Source organism: Roseibium sediminicola (genome assembly GCF_023156505.1).
In the GTDB taxonomy this organism is placed as follows: domain Bacteria; phylum Pseudomonadota; class Alphaproteobacteria; order Rhizobiales; family Stappiaceae; genus Roseibium; species Roseibium sediminicola.
Genome location: NZ_JALNMJ010000033.1, coordinates 21,074 through 44,248 on the forward strand (window position 1 = coordinate 21,074; position 23,175 = coordinate 44,248).

A 23,175-nucleotide genomic window follows, 5' to 3' on the forward strand; every position below is an offset into this window, starting at 1 on the left:
CGAGGCCATGCAGCATTGGGAGTTATACCGGCATGGCATCTGCAACTCGACATCATGGCCCGATCGGGGGCATGCTGTTGGCCGATGTCTATGCTGACCCCGGAGGAAGACGGTGCCAAGGCTCTGGGAGAGTTCTCGTTTCCCTGCGGCAGGCCCATGCCTGTTGCAGCAGGCGCTTGAACGGCATCTGGTGGCTGCGGTGGCTGAACTGGTCCTTGAGGCGGCTTGCAAACGAGGTTGGATTGACCGGGGCGGACGGGCCACGGACCCGATGCGCGGCATGCGGTTTGGGGACGGCGCTCCTGAATATGTAGGTTTTCTGGCCGAGGTTCTGGGCAGTCCGGAGGTCGAGGCCCTGCGCGGGGATCCACAGCTCCTGGAAGCCGTCACGGCGGTGTGCGGACCGGGAATGGCCCCGATTGGCGCCGATGTCTGCCGGATCACCTTCCCGGGGGAAGCTCACGGCACACCGGCACATCAGGACGGGTGGTACTGCAAGGCGCCCGGCCTCTGGATCGCCTGGATTCCACTTGTTGACTGCAGCAGGGAGCTTGGGGCGCTGGAGGTTGCCGCGCCCAAACCGGAACTTGCCGATCATGACGCGACAGGCTTGATCGACGTTCCGGACAGGGGCTGGCGGACCATGAACTGCGTTCCGGGAGACGTGCTCCTGTTTTCCGGACTGACGCCGCATCGGAGCCTGCCCAACCGCAGCGCGGACCGGCCCCGGCTGTCGCTTGATCTGCGCTTCGCCCTGGAGGCGCCATGAGCCTTTCACTTTGGAACCAGCCTGTGACCGCGGAGCGCTACCGGATCTTTACGGAGCGCCATGACCGCTACCGCTTCGCGGCCGAAGCGCTGGTCAATGCGGCGGGGATCGCTCCCGGCCACAAGGTGCTCGATGTCGCGGCGGGGATCGGCTGCACGTCGCTGGCCTGTCTGGAACAACTCGGAGCCAAGGACGTGGTGACCGCCGTCGAGATGGCCGATGCCATGCGGAGCGTGGGTGAAGCCCGGACAAGAGGCTTGCCGATCGACTGGCTGGCCGCAGCGCCCGCCGGGCAGGTCTTCGACCGGGTGACCTGCGGCGCGGCGCTCTGGGCCATGGGACCAGCCGAAGCGGTCATCGAAGAGCTGGCGGCATTCGTCGCGCCCGGAGGCCTTCTGGCGGTGTCCCTGCCGGCTGCCTATCTGGGGGAAGCCGATGCGCCAGGCGGGGGGACGGACCCGTGGCTGACGGCAATTGCCGAAGCCTTGAGCCGGCTGAACCTCGGCAAGCCGCCGCCCGAAGCGCCACCTCCCCTGACCGAAGACAGGCTCGGTAAGACCTTTCAGGATCAGGGGCTGTCCATGTCCCGGACCAGTGTCGTGCATCACCTGACCCAGGAAGCCTATTGCGACTGGATGACCCTGCCGCCGGTCAATGACATCCTGCTCGGCAAGCTTGACCCCGAAGAGCGGCCTGCGGTCGTGGCCGAGGTAGCGCGCGACCTCGATCCGGCCTCCTGGCGGTGGGAGAGCTGGGCCCTCATCATGGGCTCGCGTCCGTTCAGAAAATCATCGGGTTGAACTGCGGGGCTGTCGCCAGATGGCCGGGAGCCGCAATATTGGTGCCGTTCATCACCGGACCGACCGGCACATAAGGCGGTGCGAAGGTGGGGACCGGCCCAAAACCGAGGACATTCATGACCTGGGCGGAGGGCAACCAGGTGGACGCTGCCAGGGCGAGACCTGCCGCAACCCGATTGATGAAATCCGTTTCGCTGCTCAGTGGTGCCGGCAGGGCCTGCGTGATGGCGTCGGACAGTTCCGAGGCAAGCGTCAGCTTGGTTGCCCGGCTTGAGACGCAGCTGGCCAAGGGCATGGGTATGTTCGGCATGGGGGGAGCGGCCGGTCCCGGATAGGCGGCGAAAGCCGGGTACCAGGGCAGGCCCGGCACCGTGACTGCGTCCTGCCAGAGGAAGAAACTGTCGGAAAACGCCTCGGCGATGCCGTTGGCCATGTCGCGCGCCGCGCCGCTGAGGCTCTGGATCTTGGCATGGCTGCGGATATGCGATTCAAGCTGCGGCCCATCGAGACAGCCTGGGGTGCCGATGGCGCTGATCGCCATGATCTTGAGGTCCGAAAAATGGGCGCTCATCTTCCACATGTCGACGGCGAACTTGACGGCGGCCTTGATGGCCTCGATCACCGCGGCCTGATCGGCTGTCGTGAAGGCCGGCGCGGAGGAGCCCTGACCGCTCTGCCCGCTCTGGCCGCTGCCGGAGGAGCCGGTCGAAATGAACACCATCTGCTCGACCGCCATCCAGGTCTCCGCCTGGCTCGTGCCGCCATGTGCTCCCGATGTGCCGCCGTTGCCCGCATTGCCGGTAAACTTGCTGATGTCCCCGTTCCAGGTCGGAGCCCCCTTCGAGGCGGTGTGGCCCGCCTTCTTGGCCTCGGTGGGGGCCTTTTCAAGCGCCTTCGCGGTTTCCTTGGCAATCATCTGTGCCCTGGAGGCGGCGCCTCCGGTTTGCTGGGCAGCTTTCCTGGCCATCGACTTCGCCGTCTTGCCGGCGAATTCCGCTGCGTGTTTGGAAATCCTGGTCGGACGCAAACCGGGTCTCATCATGCAATCCTCCTTGTAACGTGTATGGTTTCGTTCGCGGCCGCCTGCCGGTTTGCCCAGGCCGCGTTGTGATCCGCTTTCCACCGGACCAGATCGGCGATCCTGTCCCTCACATGCGGGTCGTAGGAGAAGAAATTCTTTTCAAGCGCAGGATCGCGGCCGAGATCGGCGGCTGGGGCCGACGGGATCCGGTCCGGATCGAGCCACCAGCCCGAAAAGCCGTATTCGGCGTGGTAGCGGTCGTAGATGGCCGTGCCGGGAAACGGCACCAGCACACCGAAATTGTTGAAGAAGTCGGTGATCGGCGCCAGCCGCCGCATCAGCGCATGGGTGTTGGCGAGTTCTTCCGGGCCTTCGCCCGGAAAGCCGAACATGAAATTGACGATTGTGGTCATGTCGGCGGCCTTGGCGGCCTGAACCGCGGCAAGGATCTTTTCGGGTGTCTGTCCTTTCTGGATGGCGCGCAAAATGGTGGCGTCGCCGCTCTCGATGCCGAAATTGATCGCCACGCAGCCGGCTTTCCGCATGCGTTCCAGGTCGCGAGGCAGCACCATGTTGCCCGGGGTGATGCAGGTCCATGTCACGCCCGCCAGTTCCGGTTCGTCCAGGATCGCGTCGCACAGGGCTTCAAGCCGGGGGCGCCGCGCTGTGAAAGCGTCATCCCAGAAAGGAAAATGACTGAGGCCGAAGTCCCGCCGGAGGGTCCGCATTTCGGCGACGACGTTCTCCGGGCTGCGCCAGCGGTAGGCGCGGCCGGTCACGTAATTGGCGCAGAAGGTGCACCTTGCCGGACAGCCCCGGCTGGTGAGGATGCCGCCCGCCACGGCGTCGAGCCTGACGGTCGCGGCCGCCAGATGCGGAAAGGGCAGGGCATCGAGGTCCTCGATGGCGGCATTGGGCGGGCCGCGGCCGGCCCGGCTGTGCAGCCCGGGAATGGCCGTGAAGTCACCGCCCTTTTCAAGAGTGTCCGCGACCGCGGTAATGGCGTGCTCGCCTTCGCCGCTCAAGGAAAGGTCAAAACCGTGGGCCAGGGGTTCATCGGGCAGGATCGTCGGATGGGGGCCGCCTGCGATGAGGAGGGCGCCTGTTGCCGCCAGAGTTTCCGTGAGCCGGTAGCCGGCAAGAGCGTTGTAAGTGAACAGGGTCATGCCGACCAAATCTGGCCGGAAGGCACGCACCTGGTCGTCAAGACGCGCCGCCGCCTGGGTCTCCGACAGGTTTGCAAGGTCGAGGCAGTGAACCGTATGACCGGCCGCGAGCAAGGCGGCAGCAATATATTGCTGGCCAAGGTAAGGCGCGTTCATGGGCTGCGGCAGCGGCGGCAGGACCAGCAGGGCGCGCACCATGTCATAGATCTCCAAATGCCGGGTCAGATGTTCAATACTCTGTCCGTATTTGGCGATGTCTCCTTACGCTAAGTCAAGTTGTTTAATTGTGAAGATTTGCTCGACTTTTTGGCGATATTTTCAATATAAATACTATTGGTTGTGCTGGGCCTGATCATCGATGTTGAGGGGCGCCTGTTCAGCCAAGTGGGCTATTCAGTCCTGCTTCAAATGCTTCAGTAACGAAGCCTTGGCGCCCTGAATATGATCGCGGGTCAGCTTTGACGCCAGGTCTGCATCGCCGTTTTCGCAGGCTTCCAGAATGCCGAAATGCTCGCGCCCTGCGCGTTCCATGCCGTTGGACATGACCAGCTGGGCGCGGATCTGGCGTTCGACCCGGTCGATGGCGTTGTCGGCGATCTCCTGGAAGAATTTCAGCTCGCTGGCGCTGTAGAGGGTTTCGTGGAAGTCACGGTTGAGATCGCCATAGGCCATCGGGTCGGTGGCGGAGGAAAAGGCGGCGCATTTCTCGCGCGCCTCGGCCAGCAGCTCCTTCGACATGCGCGGCACGGCATCTCGGATGATTTCCGGCTCGACCAGAGCCCGCAAATCGAAAATCTCGGCGGTTTCCTTCGGCGACAGGCCAGCCACGACGGCACCCTTGTAACGCTGGGTCCTGACCAGGCCCTGTTCCTGCAGCCGGGAGATCGCCTCTCGCACCGGGATGCGGCTGGTGTTGAAGAGCCGGGCGATCTCGTCCTGGCGCAGCGGTTCGCCTTCTTCGAGCTGGCCTTCGATTATGGCTTTCCGTAGGGCGTTGAAGACGATCGTCGACGCCGATGCGGTTGCGGAAATGTCCATCGATTTCAGTTTCATGAAGCCAGTTCTCCTCGAAGCGACCTTTTACGGGATGCGTCCGCCGCGGTGAAGGGAAAATCATTTTGAATATTTTATATTGAATATTGGATCCAATCTGGTTTATCAATCTCCGGCCAGACGAATTTCCGGGGTAGAGGACGCCCCGGCGCCAGGCGCGGTCCGACGACGGCGGGAACACGGCCTCAAGACCGGACCAGCGAATGAAGGCCCGGGGCACGGGAAGCTCCGGGTCAAAATCTTCAAGAAAGAAGAGGGGAAATCATGTTCAAGAAATTCGTGGCTGCCACCGCCCTGTCGCTCGCCGCCGCCCTGCCGGCACAGGCCGACACGCTCGACGACGTCGTCGACCGCGGTCAGCTCAAATGCGGCGTGGTGCTCGACTTCCCGCCGATCGGCTACCGGGACGAAAACAACGAACCGGCCGGCTTTGACGTTGAATATTGCAACGACCTGGCCGCCGCGCTCGAGGTCGAGCCGATCATCTATCCGGTGACCTGGGCCGAGCGCCTGCCGATGATCGTCACCGGCCGTGCCGATGTTGTTTTCGGCGCGACCTCCGACAGCCTGGCCCGTGCGCGCACGGTCGGTTTCACCATTCCCTACGCGATCTATTACGCCCAGGGCGTGGTCAATGCGGAAAGCGGCATCAAGACGTTTGAAGACATTCGCGGCAAGCGCGTCGCCGCCGCCATCGGCACCGTGCCGGAGCAGGAGTGGCTGAAGATCGCCGCCGAATGGGGCGAAGAGCATCTCTACCAGGGCTACCAGTCGGAGAACGAGGTGTTCCTGGCCGTGTCCCAGGGCAAGGCCGATATCGGCATCACCACCAACACGGCGGTCAAGCCGATCACCGAACAGTATGAAACCGTCGAGGCCGGCCCGCGCATGCCCTGGACCACGGACTACACCTCCGTCGTCGGCAAGCGCGAAGACGTGACCTGGCTGAACTACCTCAACCTGTTCGTCACCCACCAGGTCCGCTCCGGCCGCTATGCCGAGCTCTGGGGCAAATATGTCGGCGGCGAAGCTCCGGAACTGCGTATTCCGGGCGTGATGTACTGAGGCATAGTTTTCGGCGGGCGAACCCATTGTCCGCTGCAAACACGAGTGTCACCCCGGGCGACCGGAGGGAGACCCGGGGCCCACTCACTTCCAGGGCGGTCGGATGAAACACCGAGTGCCCTCGGAAAGAACCCCGGCTTCTGCAAGCTGCACTGCGCCTAGGCCCCGGATCGGCGCTTCGCTTGTCCGGGGTGACACCCAGAATACCTTGTGAATCCTTGCCTTAACTGGCTGGGTCGCCGGAGCAAAAGCTAGAAAATGTTCGACTATAATTTCCATTGGCGGCCGGTTTTGAAGAGCTTGCCGGACCTGCTGGAAGCGGGACTGCTGACGCTTCAGGTGGCGGCGCTGTCGATGATCATCGGCATTGTCATCGGCCTGGCGCTGGCGCTGATCCGGCTGAAGCTGAAAGGCCCGCTCTACTGGCTGGCGACCGGCTGGGTCGAGCTGGCGCGCAACACGCCGGCGCTGTTCCAGCTGTTCTTCTTCGGCTTCGGCCTCGGCGCCTTCGGCGTGCATTTGTCACCGTTCCTGATCGTGCTGGCAGGCCTCAGCTTCAACTGCGCGGGATACCTTGCGGAGAATTTCCGCGGTGGCTTTCAAGCGGTGCCGGACACACAGCTCCGGGCGGCGCGTTCGCTCGGCATGACCTCCTGGCAGGCCTATACCCGCATCATCATCCCGCAGGTGTTCAAGATCGTCTATCACCCGGTGACCAACCAGATGGTCTGGGCGGTGCTGATGTCCTCGCTCGGCATGCTGGTGGGTTTCCGCGAGCTGTCCGGCGAGACCCAGTTCTTCGCCAGCCGCACCTTCCGCATCTTCGAGTATTTCGCGGTGACCGCGATCATCTACTACGTGATCGTCAAGATCATCCTCGTTGCCTCGCGGCTGCTCGCCATGCGTCTGTTCCGGTACTGAGGGAAGCGTGACATGAACCAAACCATCAGTTTCTTCTCCGGCTTCAACGTCAACGATTTCTGGTTCCTGGGCGAAGCCGCGCTGCGCACGCTCTGGATCTCGGCTCTGTCGGTCACAATCGGTACGGTGCTCGGCGGTTTCTTCGGCTGGATGCTCTACGAAGGCCGGCTCTGGGCGACGCTGACCCTGGCGCCCGTGCTCGACATCTTCCGTTCCGTGCCGCTGATCATCCAGCTGGTGCTGTTTTATAACTTCGCGCCGATTGTCGGGCTCGATCTCGACCCGTTCGGTTCGGGCACCGTGATCCTGACGATCTATACCGCGGCCCTGGTCGCCAACGTCGCCCGCGGCGGCATCGAGGCGGTCGGCAAGCCGATGCGCCGGGCGGCCCGATCCCTCGGCATGAGCTACTGGCAGGACATGCGTTATGTCGTGCTGCCGATCGGCGGGCGGGCGGTGTTCCCGGCCTGGGTCGGCGTGGCGCTCGGCGTCATGAAGGACTCTGCCCTGGTCTCCGTGCTCGGTTACGTGGAGCTTCTCAAGGCCAGCCAGATCCTGATCACAAGGACGCAGGAACCCTTCCTGATCCTCTCAATCGCCGGCGCGTTCTATTTCGCGCTGTCCTTCCCGATCTCGCGCTATGCCGCACAACTGGAAAAAAGGTGGGCTCAATGATCGAGATCAGCGGCCTTGAAAAATACTTCGGCGCCTTGCAGGTGCTCAAAGGCATCGACCTCAACGTTCAAAAAGGCGAGGTGCTCTCCGTCATCGGCGCGTCCGGCTCCGGCAAGTCAACCTTGCTCTATTGCATCAACGGCCTGGAACCGATCCAGAAGGGCTCGGTCGTCGTCGACGGTACGGATGTGCATGCCAAGGGCACGGACATCAACAAGCTGCGCCAGAAGCTGGGCATGGTGTTCCAGCAGTGGAACAGCTTTCCGCATCTGACCGCGCTTGAAAATGTCGCGCTGGCGCCCCGCATCGTCAAAGGCAAGTCGAAGGCAGAAGCCAAGGAGATCGCCGAGAAGCAGCTGAAACATGTCGGCCTGGAAGACAAGCTGAATGTCTTTCCGAATGCCCTGTCGGGCGGTCAGCAGCAGCGCTTGGCGATCGCCCGGGCACTTGCCATGGAGCCGACCTACATGCTGTTCGACGAGGCGACCTCCGCGCTCGATCCGGAGCTGGTCGGCGAGGTCCTCGACACCATGCGGCTCCTGGCCGAGGAAGGCATGACCATGATCTGCGTCACCCATGAAATGGGCTTTGCCCGGGACGTGTCCGACCGGGTTGCCTTCTTCCATAAGGGGGTGATGGAAGAGATCGGTCCGCCCGCGCAGATCTTCGGCCAGGCGGAATCCGAGAACACCCGAAAATTTCTTGCTAACGTGCGCTGACCCGGCGCCAATACCAGTTGTCAGGCCTCAAGGGTCCGTGCCCGGTGCGTGGGAACCACTTGCGGCAGGCCTGACCTTCAAGGAGTAAACGATGACGTCCAATATCTTTTCCGGCACGATGCCGGCCCTGATGACCCCGTGCAAGGCCGACCGCACGCCGGATTACGATGCGCTGGTTAAGAAGGGCCAGGAGCTGATCGCCGCAGGCATGTCCGCCGTGGTCTATTGCGGCTCCATGGGCGACTGGCCGCTGCTGACGGATGCCGAGCGCATGGAAGGCGTGGAGCGCTTGGTGAAGGCCGGCGTGCCGGTCGTGGTCGGCACCGGCGCAGTCAACACCAAATCCGCCGTTGCGCATGCGGCGCATGCGGAAAAGGTCGGCGCGCATGGCCTGATGGTGATCCCTCGGGTTCTGTCGCGCGGCAGCTCGGTGACCGCTCAGCGGCACCATTTCAGCGCAATCCTGAAGGCGGCGCCGAACCTGCCGGCGGTGATCTACAACAGTCCCTATTACGGCTTTGCCACCCGTGCCGACCTGTTCTTCGATTTGCGCAGCGAATTCCCGAACCTCATTGGCTTCAAGGAATTCGGCGGGCTCGACGATCTGCGCTATGCGGCGGAGAACATCACCTCGCAGGACGATCAGGTCACGCTGATGGTGGGTGTCGACACCGCAGTTTATCACGGCTTTATCAATTGCGGTGCCACCGGTGCGATTACCGGCATCGGCAACGCCATCCCGAAGCAGGTCCTGCACCTTGTGAACCTTTGCAAGAAAGCCGCCGAAGGCCATGCGGAAGCGCGCAAACGGGCCCAGGAACTGGAAGAGGCGCTTGGTGTTCTGTCCAGCTTCGACGAGGGCCCGGACCTGGTGCTCTATTACAAGCATCTGATGGTGCTGAACGGTGACGCAGAATACCGGCTGCACTTCAATGAGACCGACGCACTGACCGACGCGCAGCGCAACTATGTTGAAGCGCAATACGCGCTGTTCAAGAGCTGGTATGCGGACTGGTGCACGCAGGGAGGCGTGATCGCCGAATGCGCGTAATCGACAGCCATACGGCGGGTGAACCGACCCGCGTCGTGCTGGAAGGCGGGCCCGATCTCGGATCGGGCAGCCTCGCGGCTCGTGCGGCTCGGCTGGAGGCGGAGCATCTCGACTTCTGCGCCTCCGTGGTGCTGGAGCCGCGCGGCCACGACGCCATCATCGGCGCGCTGCTGGTGCCACCGGACGATCCCGCCTGCGCGGCCGGCGTGATCTACTTCAACAACCTGCAGAATCTCGGCATGTGCGGTCACGCCACCATCGGCCTCGGCGTCACGCTGGCGCATCTGGGGCAGATCGGACCCGGCTCGCACAGGTTGGACACGCCGGTCGGCCAGGTCGGCATCGATCTCATCGATGCCAACACGGTCGCCGTGGTCAATGTCGAGAGCTATCGGCATGCAAAGGACGTCACCGTCGAGGTTGAAGGTGTCGGCAAGGTTACGGGTGATGTCGCCTGGGGCGGCAACTGGTTCTTTCTGGTCAAGGACAGTCCGATTGCGCTGACGGGTGCCAACATCCGCCCGCTGACCGATCTGACGCTGAAGATCCGCGCCGCGCTGGAAACGGCCGGGGTCACCGGCAGGGACGGTGCCTGGATCGATCACATCGAGCTTTTCGGTCCGCCGGAAAGCGCGGAGGCCAACAGCCGCAATTTCGTGCTTTGCCCGGGCGGCGCCTATGACCGCTCACCGTGCGGCACCGGGTGTTCGGCGAAGCTTGCGTGCCTTGCGGCGGACGGCCTGCTGGCGCCGGGCGAGAGTTATCTGCAGGAAAGCGTGATCGGCAGCACCTACCAGATCAGCTACCAGCCGGGCGAACACGGCGGGGTCATTCCGACCGTCACCGGCCAGGCGTTTGTGACCTCCGACGCCAACCTGATTTTCAATCCCGCGGATCCCTACCGCTCCGGGATCCGCCTGTAACACTGGATATTTGTCATGGATTACAAGAATTTCGTCGGCGGCCATTGGGTCGAGACAAGCGATAGCGTTGCCAATATCAACCCGTCCGACATCAGCGACATTGTCGGCCATGCCGCCAAGGGCGATGCGGCGCAGCTCGATCAGGCGATTGACGCCGCGTATCAGGCGGCCCGCGGCTGGGTGGCCTCCACGCCGCAGCAGCGCTTCGATGTTTTGGATTTTGTCGGCACCGAGATCCTGGCACGCAAGGAAGAGATCGGCCGGCTGCTGTCGCGCGAGGAAGGCAAGACGCTGATCGAAGGTGTCGGCGAAGCCGCGCGCGCCGGACAGATCTTCAAGTTCTTTGCCGGCGAAGCCTTGCGTCAGACCGGCGACCGGCTTGCCTCCGTCAGGCCCGGCGTCGAGGTGGACGTGACCCGCTCACCAGTCGGCGTCATCGGCATGATCACGCCCTGGAACTTCCCGATTGCGATCCCTGCCTGGAAAGTCGCGCCGGCGCTTTGTTACGGCAACGCCGTTGTGCTGAAGCCGGCCGAGCTGGTGCCGGGCTGCGCCCATGCGCTGGTCGAGATCCTATCCCGCTCCGGCCTGCCTGAGGGCGTCGTCAACCTGGTGATGGGCCGTGGTTCCGAAATCGGTCCGCGTCTCGTGGAACACGCCAAGGTCAACGCCATTTCCTTTACCGGCTCCGTGCCGACCGGGCGCGGTATTGCGGCGGCCTGCGGCCAGCACCTGAAAAAGGTCCAGCTGGAAATGGGCGGCAAAAACCCGATGGTGGTTCTGGACGATGCCGATCTGGATCTGGCGGTGGCCGCCTGTCTCAACGGTGCTTTCTTCTCCACGGGCCAGCGCTGCACGGCAAGCTCCCGTCTCGTGGTCACCGAGGGCATTCACGACAAGTTCGTCGCTGCACTCGCAGATGCCATGAAGGCGATGAAGGTGGGCAATGCGCTAGAAGCCGGCATCCAGATGGGACCGGTGGTCGACGATCGCCAGCTGCAGCAGAACCTGTCCTATGTCGACATTGCGGCGAAAGAAGGCGGTAAGGTTCAGGGCGGCGAACGGCTCAACAAGGAGACCGAAGGCTTCTACATGGCGCCGGCCCTTGTCACCGAGACCAACAATGCCATGCGCATCAACAAGGAAGAAGTGTTCGGTCCGGTCGCGTCCGTGATCCGGGTCAAGGACTATGATGAGGCGCTTCAAGTTGCCAATGACACCGAGTTCGGCCTGAGCGCGGGCATCTGCACCACCAGCCTGAAACATGCCAGCCACTTCAAGGCGAACGCCCAGGCGGGCATGGTGATGGTCAACCTGCCGACAGCGGGTGTCGACTATCACGTGCCGTTCGGCGGCACCAAGGGCTCCAGCTTCGGCTCGCGCGAGCAGGGCCGTTACGCGGCCGAGTTCTACACCACCGTCAAGACGGCCTACACCCTTCCTTAAGGCAGCCTTGCTTGCGGAGCGGGTCGCTCCGCAAGCGCTTTTTTCAAGGTCGCATTCATGACGGACACAAACGTCCACGACATCATCGTCATCGGCGGCGGGGTCATCGGCCTCAGCTCGGCGCTTGCCTTGCAAAAGGCAGGGTACAAGGTGCTGGTGCTGGACCGGCCGTCGGCGACGCGCAAGGCATCGGAAATGAATGCCGGGGCGTTCGCTTTCACTGACATCGTTCCGCTGGCAACGCCCGGCATCATGCGCAGGGCACCGAAATGGCTGCTCGATCCGCTGGGCCCATTGTCCGTCCCGCCCGCCTATGCGTTCAAGATCGCGCCGTGGATGCTGCGCTTCTGGCGCGCCAGCTGGCCGGACCGCTATCAGGCTTCGCTCACCTCGCAAGCGTCGCTGATGCAATTGTCGCAGGCCGCGCTTGAACGCCAGAGCGCCGATCTCGGCAGCGCCAACCTGTTCCAGCGCGAAGGTCAGCTGCAGCTTTATGAAGGCTTGCGCGAATACCAGGCCAGCCTGCCGGGCTGGGAGCTGCGCCGCAAACACGGCATCCGCTTCAAGCTTCTGGAAAGCCCGGATGCGATTGCCGATATTCAGCCGGGTCTGGATCCCCGGTTCACGCATGCCGCCTATACGCCTGACTGGATCAACACGGTGGATCCTGCACGCTGGCTGGCGCATCTGACATCCGTTTTCGAGGCGCGGAATGGCCGGACAGAAAGCGCTGACGTGGTGCGCATTGTGCCGGGTGAGGGCAGTGTCGAACTCGAGACCGGTTCCGGCAGTTTCTTCGGTAAACGGGTGGTGGTGGCCGCCGGTGCCTGGTCGCATCACCTGGCGCGCGGTCTCGGCGACAGGATCCCGCTGGAAACCGAACGTGGCTACAACACGACCCTGCCCGAAGGGGCATTCGACCTCAGGACCCATCTCACCTTCTCCGGCCACGGCTTCGTGGTCACCAAGATCAATGGCGGTGTCCGGGTTGGCGGTGCCGTCGAACTTGGCGGCTTGAAACTGCCGCCGAATTACAAACGTGCCGACATTCTGCTTGGCAAGGCCAAGCAGTTCCTGCCCGCCTTGAAAACGGACGGCGGCACGAAGTGGATGGGCTTCCGTCCGTCCATGCCGGACAGCCTGCCGGTGATCGACCGGTCACCGAGCGACCGCCGGATTGTCTACGCCTTCGGCCACGGCCATCTGGGCCTGACCCAATCCGCCGGCACAGCGGAACTTGTGGCAAGTCTTGCCGCAGAAACATCCGCTTCCATCGACACAAGCGCCTTTTCCGCGCGCCGTTTCTAACGCCCTTTCAGGAGGATCATTCATGAAAATCTCGGCCATCAATGTCTACCAGGTCGACCTTCCTCTCAAGGAAGGGCGCTACAGCTGGTCCAATGGAAACTTTGTCGATGTCTTCGACAGCACGGTGGTGGAGGTCGAAACCGACGAGGGCCTGAAGGGCTACGCCGAATGCTGCCCGCTCGGTTCCGCCTATCTGCCGAGCTATGCACTGGGTGTGCGCGCGGGCCTGCAGGAACTGGCGCCGCACCTGATTGGCCAGGACCCGCTCAATATCGGCGAGATCAACCGGGTGATGGACGCGGCCTTGCGCGGTCACCCTTATGCCAAGGCACCGATCGACATTGCCTGCTGGGATCTTCTGGGCAAGGCGACGGGCCAGCCGGTCTATACGCTTTTGGGAGGCGCGGCCCAGGACGACGTGGTGCTTTACCGGGCGATCAGCCAGGAAGACCCGCAAATCATGGCGAAGAAGATCGAAGGCTATGCTGCCGAGGGCTACACCAAGTTTCAGCTGAAGGTGGGCGGCGACGCCAATGACGACATCGAGCGGATCCACGCCACCCGAGCGGTCCTGAAATCCTCCGACCTGCTGGTCGCCGATGCCAATACCGGCTGGACCCGGCACGAGGCGGCCCGTGTGGTCGGTGCCGTTTCGTCCCTCGATGTCTATATCGAGCAGCCCTGCCTCACCTATGAGGAGAGCGTTTCCATCCGCCGGCGCACCGGGTTGCCCTTCATTCTGGACGAGGTGATCGACGGGCCGAACATGCTGGTGCGCGGCATTGCCGAAGACGCCATGGACTGCATCAACCTGAAGATCTCCAAGGTCGGCGGGCTGACCAAGGCCAAGCTGATGCGCGATCTCTGTGTTGTCCACGGCCTCCCAATGACAATTGAAGACACCTGGGGCGGTGACATCGCCACGGCGGCGATTGCCCATCTGGCGCGCTCGACGCCCTCGGACTTCACCTTCTCGGCGACCGACTTCAACAGTTATGGCACGGTGGATATTGCCGAAGGTGCGCCGAAACGCGTCAATGGCCGGATGACCGCGGCGGACCGGCCGGGTCTCGGCATCACGCCGATCTTCGACGCATTGGGCGAGCCGGTCGCCCGCTACTCCTGAGAGGCCCGGCCATGCGCAGCAGCAAGACGATCCATGTGATTTCCTGCCATGCCGAAGGTGAGGTCGGCGATGTCATTGTCGGCGGCGTGACCCCGCCGCCGGGCGAAACGCTCTGGGAGCAGCGCAGTTTCATTGCCAGGGACGAGACACTTCGGAATTTCGTGCTGAATGAACCGCGCGGCGGGGTGTTCCGACATGTCAACCTGCTGGTGCCGCCAAAACACCCGGAGGCGGACGCCGCCTTCATCATCATGGAACCGGAGGACACGCCGCCCATGTCCGGCTCCAATTCCATCTGCGTGTCCACGGTGCTGCTCGATGGCGGCATCGTGCCGATGAGTGAACCGGTCACTGAAATGGTGCTGGAAGCGCCGGGCGGTCTGGTACGGGTCCGGGCCGACTGCCGGGACGGCAAGGCGGAGCGGATTTTTGTGCAGAATGTGGCAAGTTTTGCCGGCAAACTTTCTGCGCCGCTGGAAGTCGAAGGCCTTGGTACCTTGAGCGTCGACACGGCCTATGGCGGCGACAGTTTTGTCGTGACCGATGCCGCGGCGCTTGGCTTTGCGATCGCCGAGGACGAAGCCAAGGACATTGCCCGGCTTGGCGTGAAGATCACCAACGCCGCAAACGAACAACTCGGCTTTACCCATCCGGACAACCCGGACTGGGATCACATTTCCTTCTGTGCCTTCTGCGGTCCCCTGTCGAAAACGGAGACGGGCCTGACCGGAAAGTCAGCAGTCGCGATTCAGCCCGGCAAGGTCGACCGCTCGCCGACAGGCACAGCCGTTTCCGCCCGCATGGCGCTGATGGCGGCAAAGGGGCAGATGAAGGTTGGCGATACGTTCGAAGCGGTCTCGATCATCGGCTCGACCTTCACCGGCCGGATCGTTGCCGAGCAGACCGTCGGCGGTCTTCCAGGCATCATTCCGGAGATATCCGGGCGCGGCTGGGTCACCGGCATTCACCAGCACATGCTGGACCCGAGCGATCCCTGGCCGACGGGTTACCGGCTCAGCGACACTTGGGGCGCGTAAGGTATGCGCATCGATCAATCGGTGAGGTTTCAGCAGTTAGAAGAAAACGAATATTTATGGAAGCCCTTCGAAACATGACACAAATCGAAAGGAAAAATTACCAAGTTCCGAAAGTTACGTATTGTCGGCGAAGTGAAAATTTCCTCTATTGGTTGCTATGAAACGGCGGGTTGCCGCCTTGCATTTGAGCCGGTATCGGAACGAACTGCGGTAATCTCAAAACTATTTGAGTTCTGTCTCGTTCCGTGAGGGCACATTGATAGATTTTGAGCCAATGGAAGACATGAAACAGCTGTTGGATCGCGGCATTTGCCTGATTGGCTGCGGCTTTATGGGACAGGCCCTGCTGCGGAGCTGGCTGGCCGACGGCATTGCCGCCGATACCGTTTTCGTCCGCGACCCGAGGCCATCCGAGTGGCTGACCGGTCAATCCGGGGTTCATATCAATGACCCGTTCCCGGCATATCCCAGCGTGATCGTGATCGCGACCCGTCCGCAGGATGTGGAAGAGGTTCTGCCGCCGCTGAAGGCTCACGGCGGCGGAGGGACGCTGATCCTGTCGATCGCCGCCAGCAAGCCGATCTCCCTGTTCGAGGAAAACTTCACGGACGGCACGCCGATCATCCGGGCCATGCCCAACCTGCCGGCGACCGTCGGCGCCGCGATTACCGCTTATGTCGCCAACCAGCATCCGCGCGAGGAGCAGAAGGCGCTGTTCATCCGGCTGATGTCCTGCGTCGGTTCCCTGGTTGAAATGCCGGCGGAAGATCTGCTGCCGATCGTCACGGCGCTTTCCGGCGCCGGCCCCGCCTATGTCTTTGCCATGGCGGAGGCTTTTGCCGCCGCGGGGCTGGAGCTCGGCCTGCCGGAGGATCTGGCGCATGAACTGGCGATCAAGACGGTCGCCGGCGCCGGGCGCATGCTGGCGCAACCGGATGCCGACGCCACGGGCTTCCGCGTTGCCGTGACGTCCAAGGGCGGCACGACCGAAGCCGGCATGCTGGAATTCATGGCCGATGAAAACGGGATCCAGGACCTCGTCAAACGCACGGTCGAAGCAGCTGCGATCCGCTGCGGTGAGCTTTCCGGGTTGCCGCGACCTCCGGTCACTCGGCGGCTGCGGGTCGTCAGGGACTGACCTTCAAGCAGGCGACAAGGCAGCTGCAACGCTCTTCAGAACACCCTCTGAGCGCAGCTGGTCATAGGCGGTCTGGATCCTGGTGCTGAAGATCACGGATGCCGGCAGGTCGGTGCTGAAGATTTCTGACAGTGTCAGCAGTTCCTCAACATATTTTGCGCCGTCCGTTTCTGAAGCGATGGTTTTTATCCGGGCACTTAACGGATCGTTCAGGGGAAGATTTCCCCCCTGTTCCGAGCGTCCCCGGCAGTAGTGCATCCAGCCGGCTATCGCGAGGGCGGTGAGGGGCCAGGCGCGGCCGGTCTTCAGATGGTCCCGAACCGGGGCAAGCAGCCGCTGCGGCAGTTTCTGGCTGCCGTCGGTCGCGATCTGGACGGTCTTGTGATGGAGGGCGCTGTTGGAAAACCGGTCGATGAGGGTGTCGGCGTAAAGCGCGATATCAACGCCATAGGGCATGTCGAGCGTCGGCGCCTGTTCCTCCAGCATCAACTGACGGCAGGCGCGCAACAGATCGGGTTCCAGCATGCAGTCTGAAATCGTCTCGAGGCCCGCGAGCGCGCCGGCATAGGCAAGGAAGGAATGGCTACCGTTCAGAAGGCGCAGCTTCATTTTCTCAAAGGGTGCAACATCGTCGACCAGTTCCGCGCCGACCAGGTCCCACGCGGGCCGTTCACCGGCAAAGTCGTCCTCGATCACCCATTGGCGGAACGGTTCGCACAGGATGCCGTTGGCATCCGGTCGGCCGAGAACTTCGGCAAGCTGCTTGTGAGAGGCTTGCGTCATCGCCGGTGTGATGCGGTCGACCATGGAAGAGGGAAAGCGGCAGGCCTCCCGAACCCAATTGCCGAAACCAGCGTCAAGGTGGTCCGCGAAGTCCCTGATGGCCGCGTAGCAGAGTTCGCCATTCGATGGCAGGTTGTCACAGGACAGGATCGTCAGCGGTGGCAGACCTGCGCGCCAGCGCCGCCTAAGTCCCTCCGTGATCAGGCCGATGGCGCTTTCGGGCCGGTCGGGAGAGGCAAGGTCCTTTTCAATCGCCGGATGATAGCGGTCGAGACGGCCATCCTTGAGGCAATAGCCTTTCTCCGTGATCGTGAGCGTTATCAGGCAAAGGTCCGGATCGGCGACCTGTGCGATCAGGGCTTCGATCCCGTCTCGCGCCGGGTGCAGGGTCTTGACGATCGCGCCCACCTGGCGGAGGGCAATGTCGTCGCCCGACATTTCGCCGACCGTGTAGATCCCGTCGGCCTCGTCAAGCAGATCGAGCTCGGCCACGCCGGAATGAAGGCGGGCGGCAACGACGCCCCAATCGGACTCGGTCCGCCGCAGCATGTCATCGTGGAAGACCAGCACATGTGCCTTGGCAAAGGCCCCGAGGCCGATGTGAAACATGCGTGGCCGCAACCGTGTGCGGTGATAACTCGGTCTCAAGAGTTCGGGCATGGGGCCATCAACGGGTTATGATTGTGTGAAAACAACCGGCTGCCCGCGTGTGTTCTCCACGCCGTTGACGACCAGCTGGTCCGATCCTGCCAGCCAGAGGGACACCCTGTCAAAGGCGGGGTGCCACGAACCGGTCCGTCGCCAGTCCAGATGCACGGTCCGATCTGTCCTCGCCAGACGGAACCGCGTCAGGCAATGGCTGCCTGCCAGGGCGTCCGCCGTGTCGCCATCGTCGTCATAGGCCAGCGATTGGCTTGCGGGAGCGCCGCCCGGCTGCGGGTAGATGCGCCAGGTCCGGCTGGTGTCGAGCCCCGGCTCCGAGCGCTGATTGGCGGCGGCCATCGGCAGCACGGTGCCGCCGCGCACAAACAGGGGGATCGTCTCCAGGGTTACGGGAACCTCGATCACCTGGCCGCCCGGATGCCACTGGCTGCCGTCAAAGGTCCACCAGCCTTCGCCGTTGGCCGGCAGGGTCACTTTGCGGTGGGTGGCGCCTTCCTCGATCACGGTGGCGACCAGCAGATTTCGGCCCAGCAGAAAGTCGGTTTCCACCTCCCGGCAAGCCGGATCGTCCGGGTGATCCAGGAACAGCGGCCGCAGCATCGGTTCGCCTTCAGTCACGGCCTGGAAGAGCAGGCTGTAGAGATAGGGGATCAGCTGAGCACGCAGGTTCAAGGCGTCCCGGACAAGCGGTGTCATTTCCGGATACATCCAGGCTTCGTTTGCGGTGCCGTCGTCGTTCCACGAATGGATGGTGAAACGCGGATGGAAGATGCCGTTCTGCACCCAGCGCAGGAACAGTTCCGGGCCGGGCCGCGGCCCGGCGAAACCGCCAACGTCATGGCCGATATTGTAAAAGCCCGAAAGGCTGAGGCCCAATCCCATCGGGATGTTCCAGCGCAGGGTGTCCCAGCTGGTGTAGTTGTCGCCCGTCCAGGTCTGGGCGTAGCGCTGGGTGCCGGGCGACGCGCACCGGGAGATGAGATACGGGCGCTTTTGCGGCTGATTTTCCCATTGGGCGTCATAGGAGGCCCGGGTCATCAGCTGGCTGTGCAAGGGGCGGATCAAATTGACCGGGATCGGATCGCCGAACCCGGCACAGACCGCCTCGTCGTCCCAGACCTCATATTCGTTGTTGTCGTTCCAGGTGCTGTCGATGCCCTTGGCAAAGAGCTGGTCCTTGAGGTTCCGCTGCCACCAGGAAACGGTCGCCGGATTGGTGAAATCGAGATGCGAGCCGTAACCGTCCCAGAACGGCGATTGTTCCGCTTCCCCGGTTTCGCTGTCGCGGATGAAGAGCCCGGCCTTTTCCGCTTCGCCTCGCATGGGGTGGTCGTCGAGCAGCACCGGCTTGATATTGGCGATGAGATGGATGCGCGCGTCGGCATAGGCCTGGCTCATCGCCTTGGCATCCGGAAAGCGGTCCGTGTTCCAGTGGAAGACATAGCGCTTGCCCTTGATGGCGGTATAGCCCGACGACATCTGGAAACTGTCGCAGGGCATGTCTTCTTCCGACAATTTGTCCAGGAATTCCAGCAGCCGTTCCTGGGCGTTTTCGGAATCGGTATAAGCCATGGTCGAACCGGAATAGCCGAGACCCCAGCGCGGCATGAAGGCGGTGCCGCCGGTCAGCCAGTGTTGGCGCTTGGTGATCTCAAGCACCGTCGGCGCCCAGCTGAAATAATAGTCGAGATCGCCGTCCTCTGCGCGGAAAGCCCGGAAGGGCGGATGGTAATTGTCCTTCTCGTTGCCAAGGTCGAACCAGCAGGGCGCCATGGTGTCGTAATAGAGACCGTAGGCACCGAGCGGGCCCCGGTCCGTGATCGTGAAGGGCACATGTTTGTAAAGCGGGTCGGTCGAGCGCGCGTCGTAGCCCATGGCATCGAGGTTGCGCATCTCATAGCGCCGGCCGGAACGCTCCATTCCGCCGGCTTTTTCGCCGAGGCCGTAGTGGCGTTCGTCCGCAAAGCGGCGCATGTAATGCTGCTTGCGATGATCCTTGCGGCCGACCAAATAGGCGTCCTGCGGCCGGTCGCGGGCAATTTCTCGGAACGGATCATCCTGCGAGGATCGTGCTTCCCAGATCAGAGCCAGCGGCGTTTCGACGGTCAGGCGCAAGAGATCGGTCTCAAGGACAATCGTTTCCTTCTGCGTGGTGATCGAAAAGTCCGGGCAGGAAAAGCCGCTGAGTTCTTCCCGCCGGCGGCCTTCCCAGGGTACGTCCCCGGCCGGGGCAATGGCCCAGGTCCGGTCCAGGCGGAAGGCGCCGTCCTTCAGGAGGCTGACGCGGATGAGGTCGTGTTCCAGGACCTTGACCACCAGATTGTGGTGCTCTTCGACTGTCAGGGCAAAGCCGTTGCCGGTGCTGCCGGCATAGGTCCAGGTGCGCAGGGCTTTCATGGGGTTCAGCCTCCGTAGCCCAGCAGCAGGCGCGGCAGGAACAGGCTGAGTTCGGGCACATAGGTCACCACCAGCAGCAGCGCGACGAGAACGGCATAGAAACCGAGCATCGGCCGCAGCACCTCGCCGATCTTTACCCCGCCGACGGAGCAGCCGACAAAGAGCGCCGAGCCGACCGGCGGCGTGCAGATGCCGATGCAGAGGTTAAAGGTCATGACCACGCCGAAATGCACCGGGTCCATGCCGAGATCCTTGACCACGGGCAGGAAGATCGGCGTGAAGATCAAGAGCGCCGGCGTCATGTCCATGAAGGTGCCAACCACCAGCAGGGCCAGATTGATGATCAGGAGCAGCACCAGCGGATTTTCCGAAAGACCTAGCAGGAGATCGGAAATGGAATAGGGAATATCGGCAAAGGCCATGGCTTTCGACATGGCGATTGAGCAGCCGATCATGAGCAACACGATCGAGGTGGTCACCGCGCTTTCCAGAATGATGGAGGGCAGGTCCCGCCAGGTGACTTCGCGATAGACGATCAGGGCCAGGAACAAAGTATAGACCACGGCAATGGCCGAGGCTTCCGTCGCGGTGAAGACCCCGCCGATAATGCCGCCCATGACGATGACAATCAGGCCGAGCGGCAACATGGCCGCGAGCGTCTTGTCGATCACTTCCTGAAAGCTCGGACGGTCGGCGACCGGATAGCCGCGGCGCTTGGCGATGATGCCGGCAACCACCATCAGACTGAGCCCCATCAGGATGCCGGGCACATAACCGGCGACGAAGAGGGCCGCAACGGAGGTGCCGTTGGTGATCAGCGAATAGACAATGAAGGTGGCGCTGGGCGGGATCAGCAGCCCGGTCGGGCAGGAGGCGATGTTGACGGCGGCGCTGAAGGCCGGGTTGTAGCCCTCCTTGCGCTGCAGCGGTGCCATGACGCCGCCGACAGCAGCGGCCGAGGCGACGGCGGAGCCGGAGATCGAGCCGAACATCATGTTGGCGAGCACGTTGCAATGGGCCAGCGCGCCCGGCAGGCGGCCGCCAAGCACCTTGGCGAACTCGATCAGGCGCATGGCAATGCCGCCGCGGTTCATGATGTTGCCGGCCAGAATGAAAAACGGGATCGCCAGCAGGGTGAAACTGTCGAGGCCCGAGGCCACCTGCTGGGCGACGATATAGACCGACTGGTCGAAGGACATGAACAGCAGGAAGGTGGCGAAAGCCGCGAGCCCGATCGCATAGGCGATCGGAACGCCCAGGATCATTAAAAGCGCGAATGTCCCGAAGAGGACGAGGACCGATTGAATATCCATGAAAGTCTCTTGTTCCTAGTCAGTCCAGCGGGCCGCCGACCGTGGTGGTCTGTTGATCATTTGGGCCGCGGCCCTCGCGGAAGAGGTCGACCAGGAAGGTCAGACAGTAGTAGAGCATGCAGATCCCGGAGAACGGGATGGCGATGTAGATCAGTCCCATGGGCAGGCGCAGCGCTGGGGAGACCTGCTGGGTCTCCAGGGTGCGGCTCACCAGGTCCAGGCCGCCATAGATCATCACGACACCGGCGAAGAAGGCGATGGCGGCGATGATGGCGCAATTGACCAGCCGGCGCAGGGCGCCGGTGGTGATCACCGGCAGCAGGTCGATCGCCAGATGGCGGCGCTGGCCGAGGGTATAGGCTCCACCCAGAAGCGCGACCCAGATAAACAGGAACCGTGCCATTTCGTCGGTGACGGTGCTCGGGCTCTGCAGCACGTAGCGCGAGACGACCTGCCAGACGACGCAAGCGACCAGAACGGTAAAGGCGATGGTGATGACAAGGCGCAGGATCAGGTCCACGCCTCTTGTGATGAGTGCCACGATGTTCCTCCCATGCCGGAGCGCGCGCCTTGCAAATGCGGGCGCGCAATCGGTGTCCGGCAGGACTAGACATGCGCCAGGAAATAAAATTGGTCAACCAATTTTGCGAAAAAGGTTGACTGATTTTGAAAATTGGACGAACAATTTGCCATCCGCAGCCAAGACGCGCTGCGAGACACGCGTTCAACCGGAGGAGCTGGGAGGGACGCATATCCTGCGGCCATGACCGCATTTGGGAGGAAATCATGTCGAAATACGTCAAGCTCGCGGCCGTGCTGGCCGCAGGCGTGGTCGCGCTGGGCTCCGCCGCCAGCGCCAAGACCCTGCGTCTCAACCACAACAACCCGGAAGACCATCCGCTGCACAAGTCCATGGAATTCATGGCCGAGCGCGTGGAGGACCTGACGGGCGGCGATCTGAAGATCCGGATCTACGCCAATGCCCAGCTGGGCACGCAGCGCGAATCCATGGAGCTGATGCAGAACGGTGCCCTGGACATGGCCCGCTCCAACGCCTCCGAACTGGAAGCCTTCGAGGAATCCTACGGCGCGCTTAACCTGCCTTACATCTTCGTCAATGCCGATCACTATTACGACGTCCTGAGCGGCGACATCGGTGCCGACATCCTGGCCGCCTCCGAGGACAAGGGCTTCATCGGTGTTGCCTATTACATCGAAGGCGCGCGTTCCTTCTATGCCAACAAGCCGATCCATTCACCCGCCGACCTTGCCGGCATGAAGATCCGTGTGCAGCCGAGCCCGTCGGCGATCCGCATGGTCGAGCTGCTCGGCGCCAACCCAACCCCGATCGCCTGGGGCGAACTCTACAGTGCCCTGCAGCAGGGGGTGGTCGACGGCGCGGAAAACAATCCGATGGCGCTGACCTCGGCCCGTCACGGCGAGGTTTCCAAGTTCTATTCCGATGACGGTCACACCATGATCCCGTCAGTGGTCATGATCTCCAGCAAGACCTGGGGCGAACTGTCCGACGCGCACAAGGAAGCTCTGCGCACGGCGGCCAGGGAATCCATGGATTTCCACCGCGAGCAGTGGGATGCCATGAGCGCGGCCGCCGTCGAGACCGCCAAGTCCGAACTCGGTGTGGAATTCATCGAGGTCGAAAAGGGTCCGTTCATCGAGGCTGTGCTGCCGATGCACGAGGAAGCCGCGCAAAAATCACCGGTCGTCGCCGACCTGATCAAGCGCATCAAGGCTGCCGCCGAATAGGGCGCGATCCGCAAACAGGTCCGGTCCGGAGACA

At 62.7% G+C, this 23,175-nt stretch carries 21 protein-coding genes; 14 read left to right on the plus strand and 7 right to left on the minus strand.

The features are described 5' to 3' along the window. Positions 1-199 precede the first annotated feature (199 nt). Together M0H32_RS27210 and M0H32_RS27215 are read left to right on the plus strand one after the other, a co-directional pair. Positions 200-769 (plus strand): phytanoyl-CoA dioxygenase family protein, encoded by a 570-nt coding sequence (locus tag M0H32_RS27210; protein ID WP_248159718.1) that lies wholly within the window; start codon positions 200-202, stop codon positions 767-769. Further along, positions 766-1,569 (plus strand): class I SAM-dependent methyltransferase, encoded by an 804-nt coding sequence (locus M0H32_RS27215; RefSeq protein ID WP_248159719.1) that lies wholly within the window; start codon positions 766-768, stop codon positions 1,567-1,569. Before M0H32_RS27210 ends, M0H32_RS27215 begins: the two co-directional genes overlap by 4 nt. Here M0H32_RS27215 and M0H32_RS27220 read toward each other — a convergent pair. The 3 genes from M0H32_RS27220 to M0H32_RS27230 form a co-directional block, all read right to left on the minus strand. Beyond that, positions 1,550-2,611: a hypothetical protein gene (locus M0H32_RS27220; protein ID WP_248159721.1), complete on the minus strand. Its 1,062-nt coding sequence runs from the start codon at positions 2,609-2,611 to the stop codon at positions 1,550-1,552. The genes M0H32_RS27215 and M0H32_RS27220 overlap by 20 nt on opposite strands. Beyond that, the gene (locus M0H32_RS27225; RefSeq protein ID WP_248159722.1) at positions 2,608-3,954 is read right to left on the minus strand and encodes a B12-binding domain-containing radical SAM protein; all 1,347 of its coding nucleotides are present in this window, start codon (positions 3,952-3,954) and stop codon (positions 2,608-2,610) included. Before M0H32_RS27225 ends, M0H32_RS27220 begins: the two co-directional genes overlap by 4 nt. 195 nt (positions 3,955-4,149) lie before the next feature. Then, positions 4,150-4,809: a GntR family transcriptional regulator gene (locus M0H32_RS27230; protein WP_248159723.1), complete on the minus strand. Its 660-nt coding sequence runs from the start codon at positions 4,807-4,809 to the stop codon at positions 4,150-4,152. Between the two features lie 264 nt (positions 4,810-5,073). Between M0H32_RS27230 and M0H32_RS27235 the strand changes: the two genes are divergently transcribed. The 11 genes from M0H32_RS27235 to proC all read left to right on the plus strand — a co-directional run bounded on the left by M0H32_RS27235 (position 5,074) and on the right by proC (position 16,218). After that, complete coding sequence (locus tag M0H32_RS27235) at positions 5,074-5,874, plus strand: transporter substrate-binding domain-containing protein (protein ID WP_248159724.1); 801 nt, start codon at positions 5,074-5,076, stop codon at positions 5,872-5,874. A gap of 258 nt (positions 5,875-6,132) precedes the next feature. Then, complete coding sequence (locus tag M0H32_RS27240; protein ID WP_248159725.1) at positions 6,133-6,795, plus strand: amino acid ABC transporter permease; 663 nt, start codon at positions 6,133-6,135, stop codon at positions 6,793-6,795. A gap of 12 nt (positions 6,796-6,807) precedes the next feature. After that, positions 6,808-7,470, plus strand: coding sequence for an amino acid ABC transporter permease (locus tag M0H32_RS27245; RefSeq protein WP_248159726.1), 663 nt, complete (start codon positions 6,808-6,810; stop codon positions 7,468-7,470). Further along, positions 7,467-8,189 (plus strand): amino acid ABC transporter ATP-binding protein, encoded by a 723-nt coding sequence (locus M0H32_RS27250; RefSeq protein WP_248159727.1) that lies wholly within the window; start codon positions 7,467-7,469, stop codon positions 8,187-8,189. The genes M0H32_RS27245 and M0H32_RS27250 overlap by 4 nt, the downstream gene beginning before the upstream one ends. A gap of 91 nt (positions 8,190-8,280) precedes the next feature. Beyond that, positions 8,281-9,240 (plus strand): dihydrodipicolinate synthase family protein, encoded by a 960-nt coding sequence (locus tag M0H32_RS27255; RefSeq protein ID WP_248159729.1) that lies wholly within the window; start codon positions 8,281-8,283, stop codon positions 9,238-9,240. Then, positions 9,231-10,163 (plus strand): 4-hydroxyproline epimerase, encoded by a 933-nt coding sequence (locus M0H32_RS27260; RefSeq protein WP_248159731.1) that lies wholly within the window; start codon positions 9,231-9,233, stop codon positions 10,161-10,163. The genes M0H32_RS27255 and M0H32_RS27260 overlap by 10 nt, the downstream gene beginning before the upstream one ends. Before the next feature lie 15 nt (positions 10,164-10,178). Next, the gene (locus M0H32_RS27265) at positions 10,179-11,609 is read left to right on the plus strand and encodes an aldehyde dehydrogenase family protein (RefSeq protein ID WP_248159733.1); all 1,431 of its coding nucleotides are present in this window, start codon (positions 10,179-10,181) and stop codon (positions 11,607-11,609) included. Between the two features lie 57 nt (positions 11,610-11,666). Beyond that, entirely contained in the window at positions 11,667-12,917 is a 1,251-nt protein-coding gene (locus M0H32_RS27270; protein ID WP_248159735.1) for an NAD(P)/FAD-dependent oxidoreductase, read from the plus strand. Between the two features lie 22 nt (positions 12,918-12,939). Next, entirely contained in the window at positions 12,940-14,043 is a 1,104-nt protein-coding gene (locus M0H32_RS27275; protein ID WP_248159737.1) for a cis-3-hydroxy-L-proline dehydratase, read from the plus strand. A gap of 11 nt (positions 14,044-14,054) precedes the next feature. After that, positions 14,055-15,080, plus strand: a complete 1,026-nt coding sequence (locus M0H32_RS27280; protein ID WP_248159739.1) for a trans-3-hydroxy-L-proline dehydratase — start codon at positions 14,055-14,057, stop codon at positions 15,078-15,080. A 283-nt stretch (positions 15,081-15,363) separates the two neighbouring features. Beyond that, positions 15,364-16,218 carry a pyrroline-5-carboxylate reductase gene (gene proC / locus M0H32_RS27285; protein WP_248159741.1) on the plus strand — a complete coding sequence of 285 codons (855 nt, stop codon included), beginning with the start codon at positions 15,364-15,366 and terminating at the stop codon, positions 16,216-16,218. Between the two features lie 3 nt (positions 16,219-16,221). On the opposite strand, the gene M0H32_RS27290 is transcribed toward proC, so the two are convergent. From M0H32_RS27290 to M0H32_RS27305, 4 genes are read right to left on the minus strand one after another with little or no spacing between them, the layout of a single operon-like run. Continuing rightward, positions 16,222-17,661 (minus strand): mannitol dehydrogenase family protein, encoded by a 1,440-nt coding sequence (locus M0H32_RS27290; RefSeq protein ID WP_248159743.1) that lies wholly within the window; start codon positions 17,659-17,661, stop codon positions 16,222-16,224. Positions 17,662-17,676: 15 nt separating this feature from the next. Next, complete coding sequence (locus M0H32_RS27295; RefSeq protein ID WP_248159745.1) at positions 17,677-20,061, minus strand: glycoside hydrolase family 31 protein; 2,385 nt, start codon at positions 20,059-20,061, stop codon at positions 17,677-17,679. A gap of 5 nt (positions 20,062-20,066) precedes the next feature. Continuing rightward, entirely contained in the window at positions 20,067-21,374 is a 1,308-nt protein-coding gene (locus M0H32_RS27300; protein ID WP_248159747.1) for a TRAP transporter large permease, read from the minus strand. 19 nt (positions 21,375-21,393) lie between these two features. Continuing rightward, complete coding sequence (locus M0H32_RS27305; RefSeq protein ID WP_248159748.1) at positions 21,394-21,915, minus strand: TRAP transporter small permease; 522 nt, start codon at positions 21,913-21,915, stop codon at positions 21,394-21,396. Between the two features lie 245 nt (positions 21,916-22,160). Between M0H32_RS27305 and M0H32_RS27310 the strand changes: the two genes are divergently transcribed. After that, positions 22,161-23,141 (plus strand): TRAP transporter substrate-binding protein, encoded by a 981-nt coding sequence (locus M0H32_RS27310; RefSeq protein WP_248159749.1) that lies wholly within the window; start codon positions 22,161-22,163, stop codon positions 23,139-23,141. Positions 23,142-23,175 lie beyond the last annotated feature (34 nt).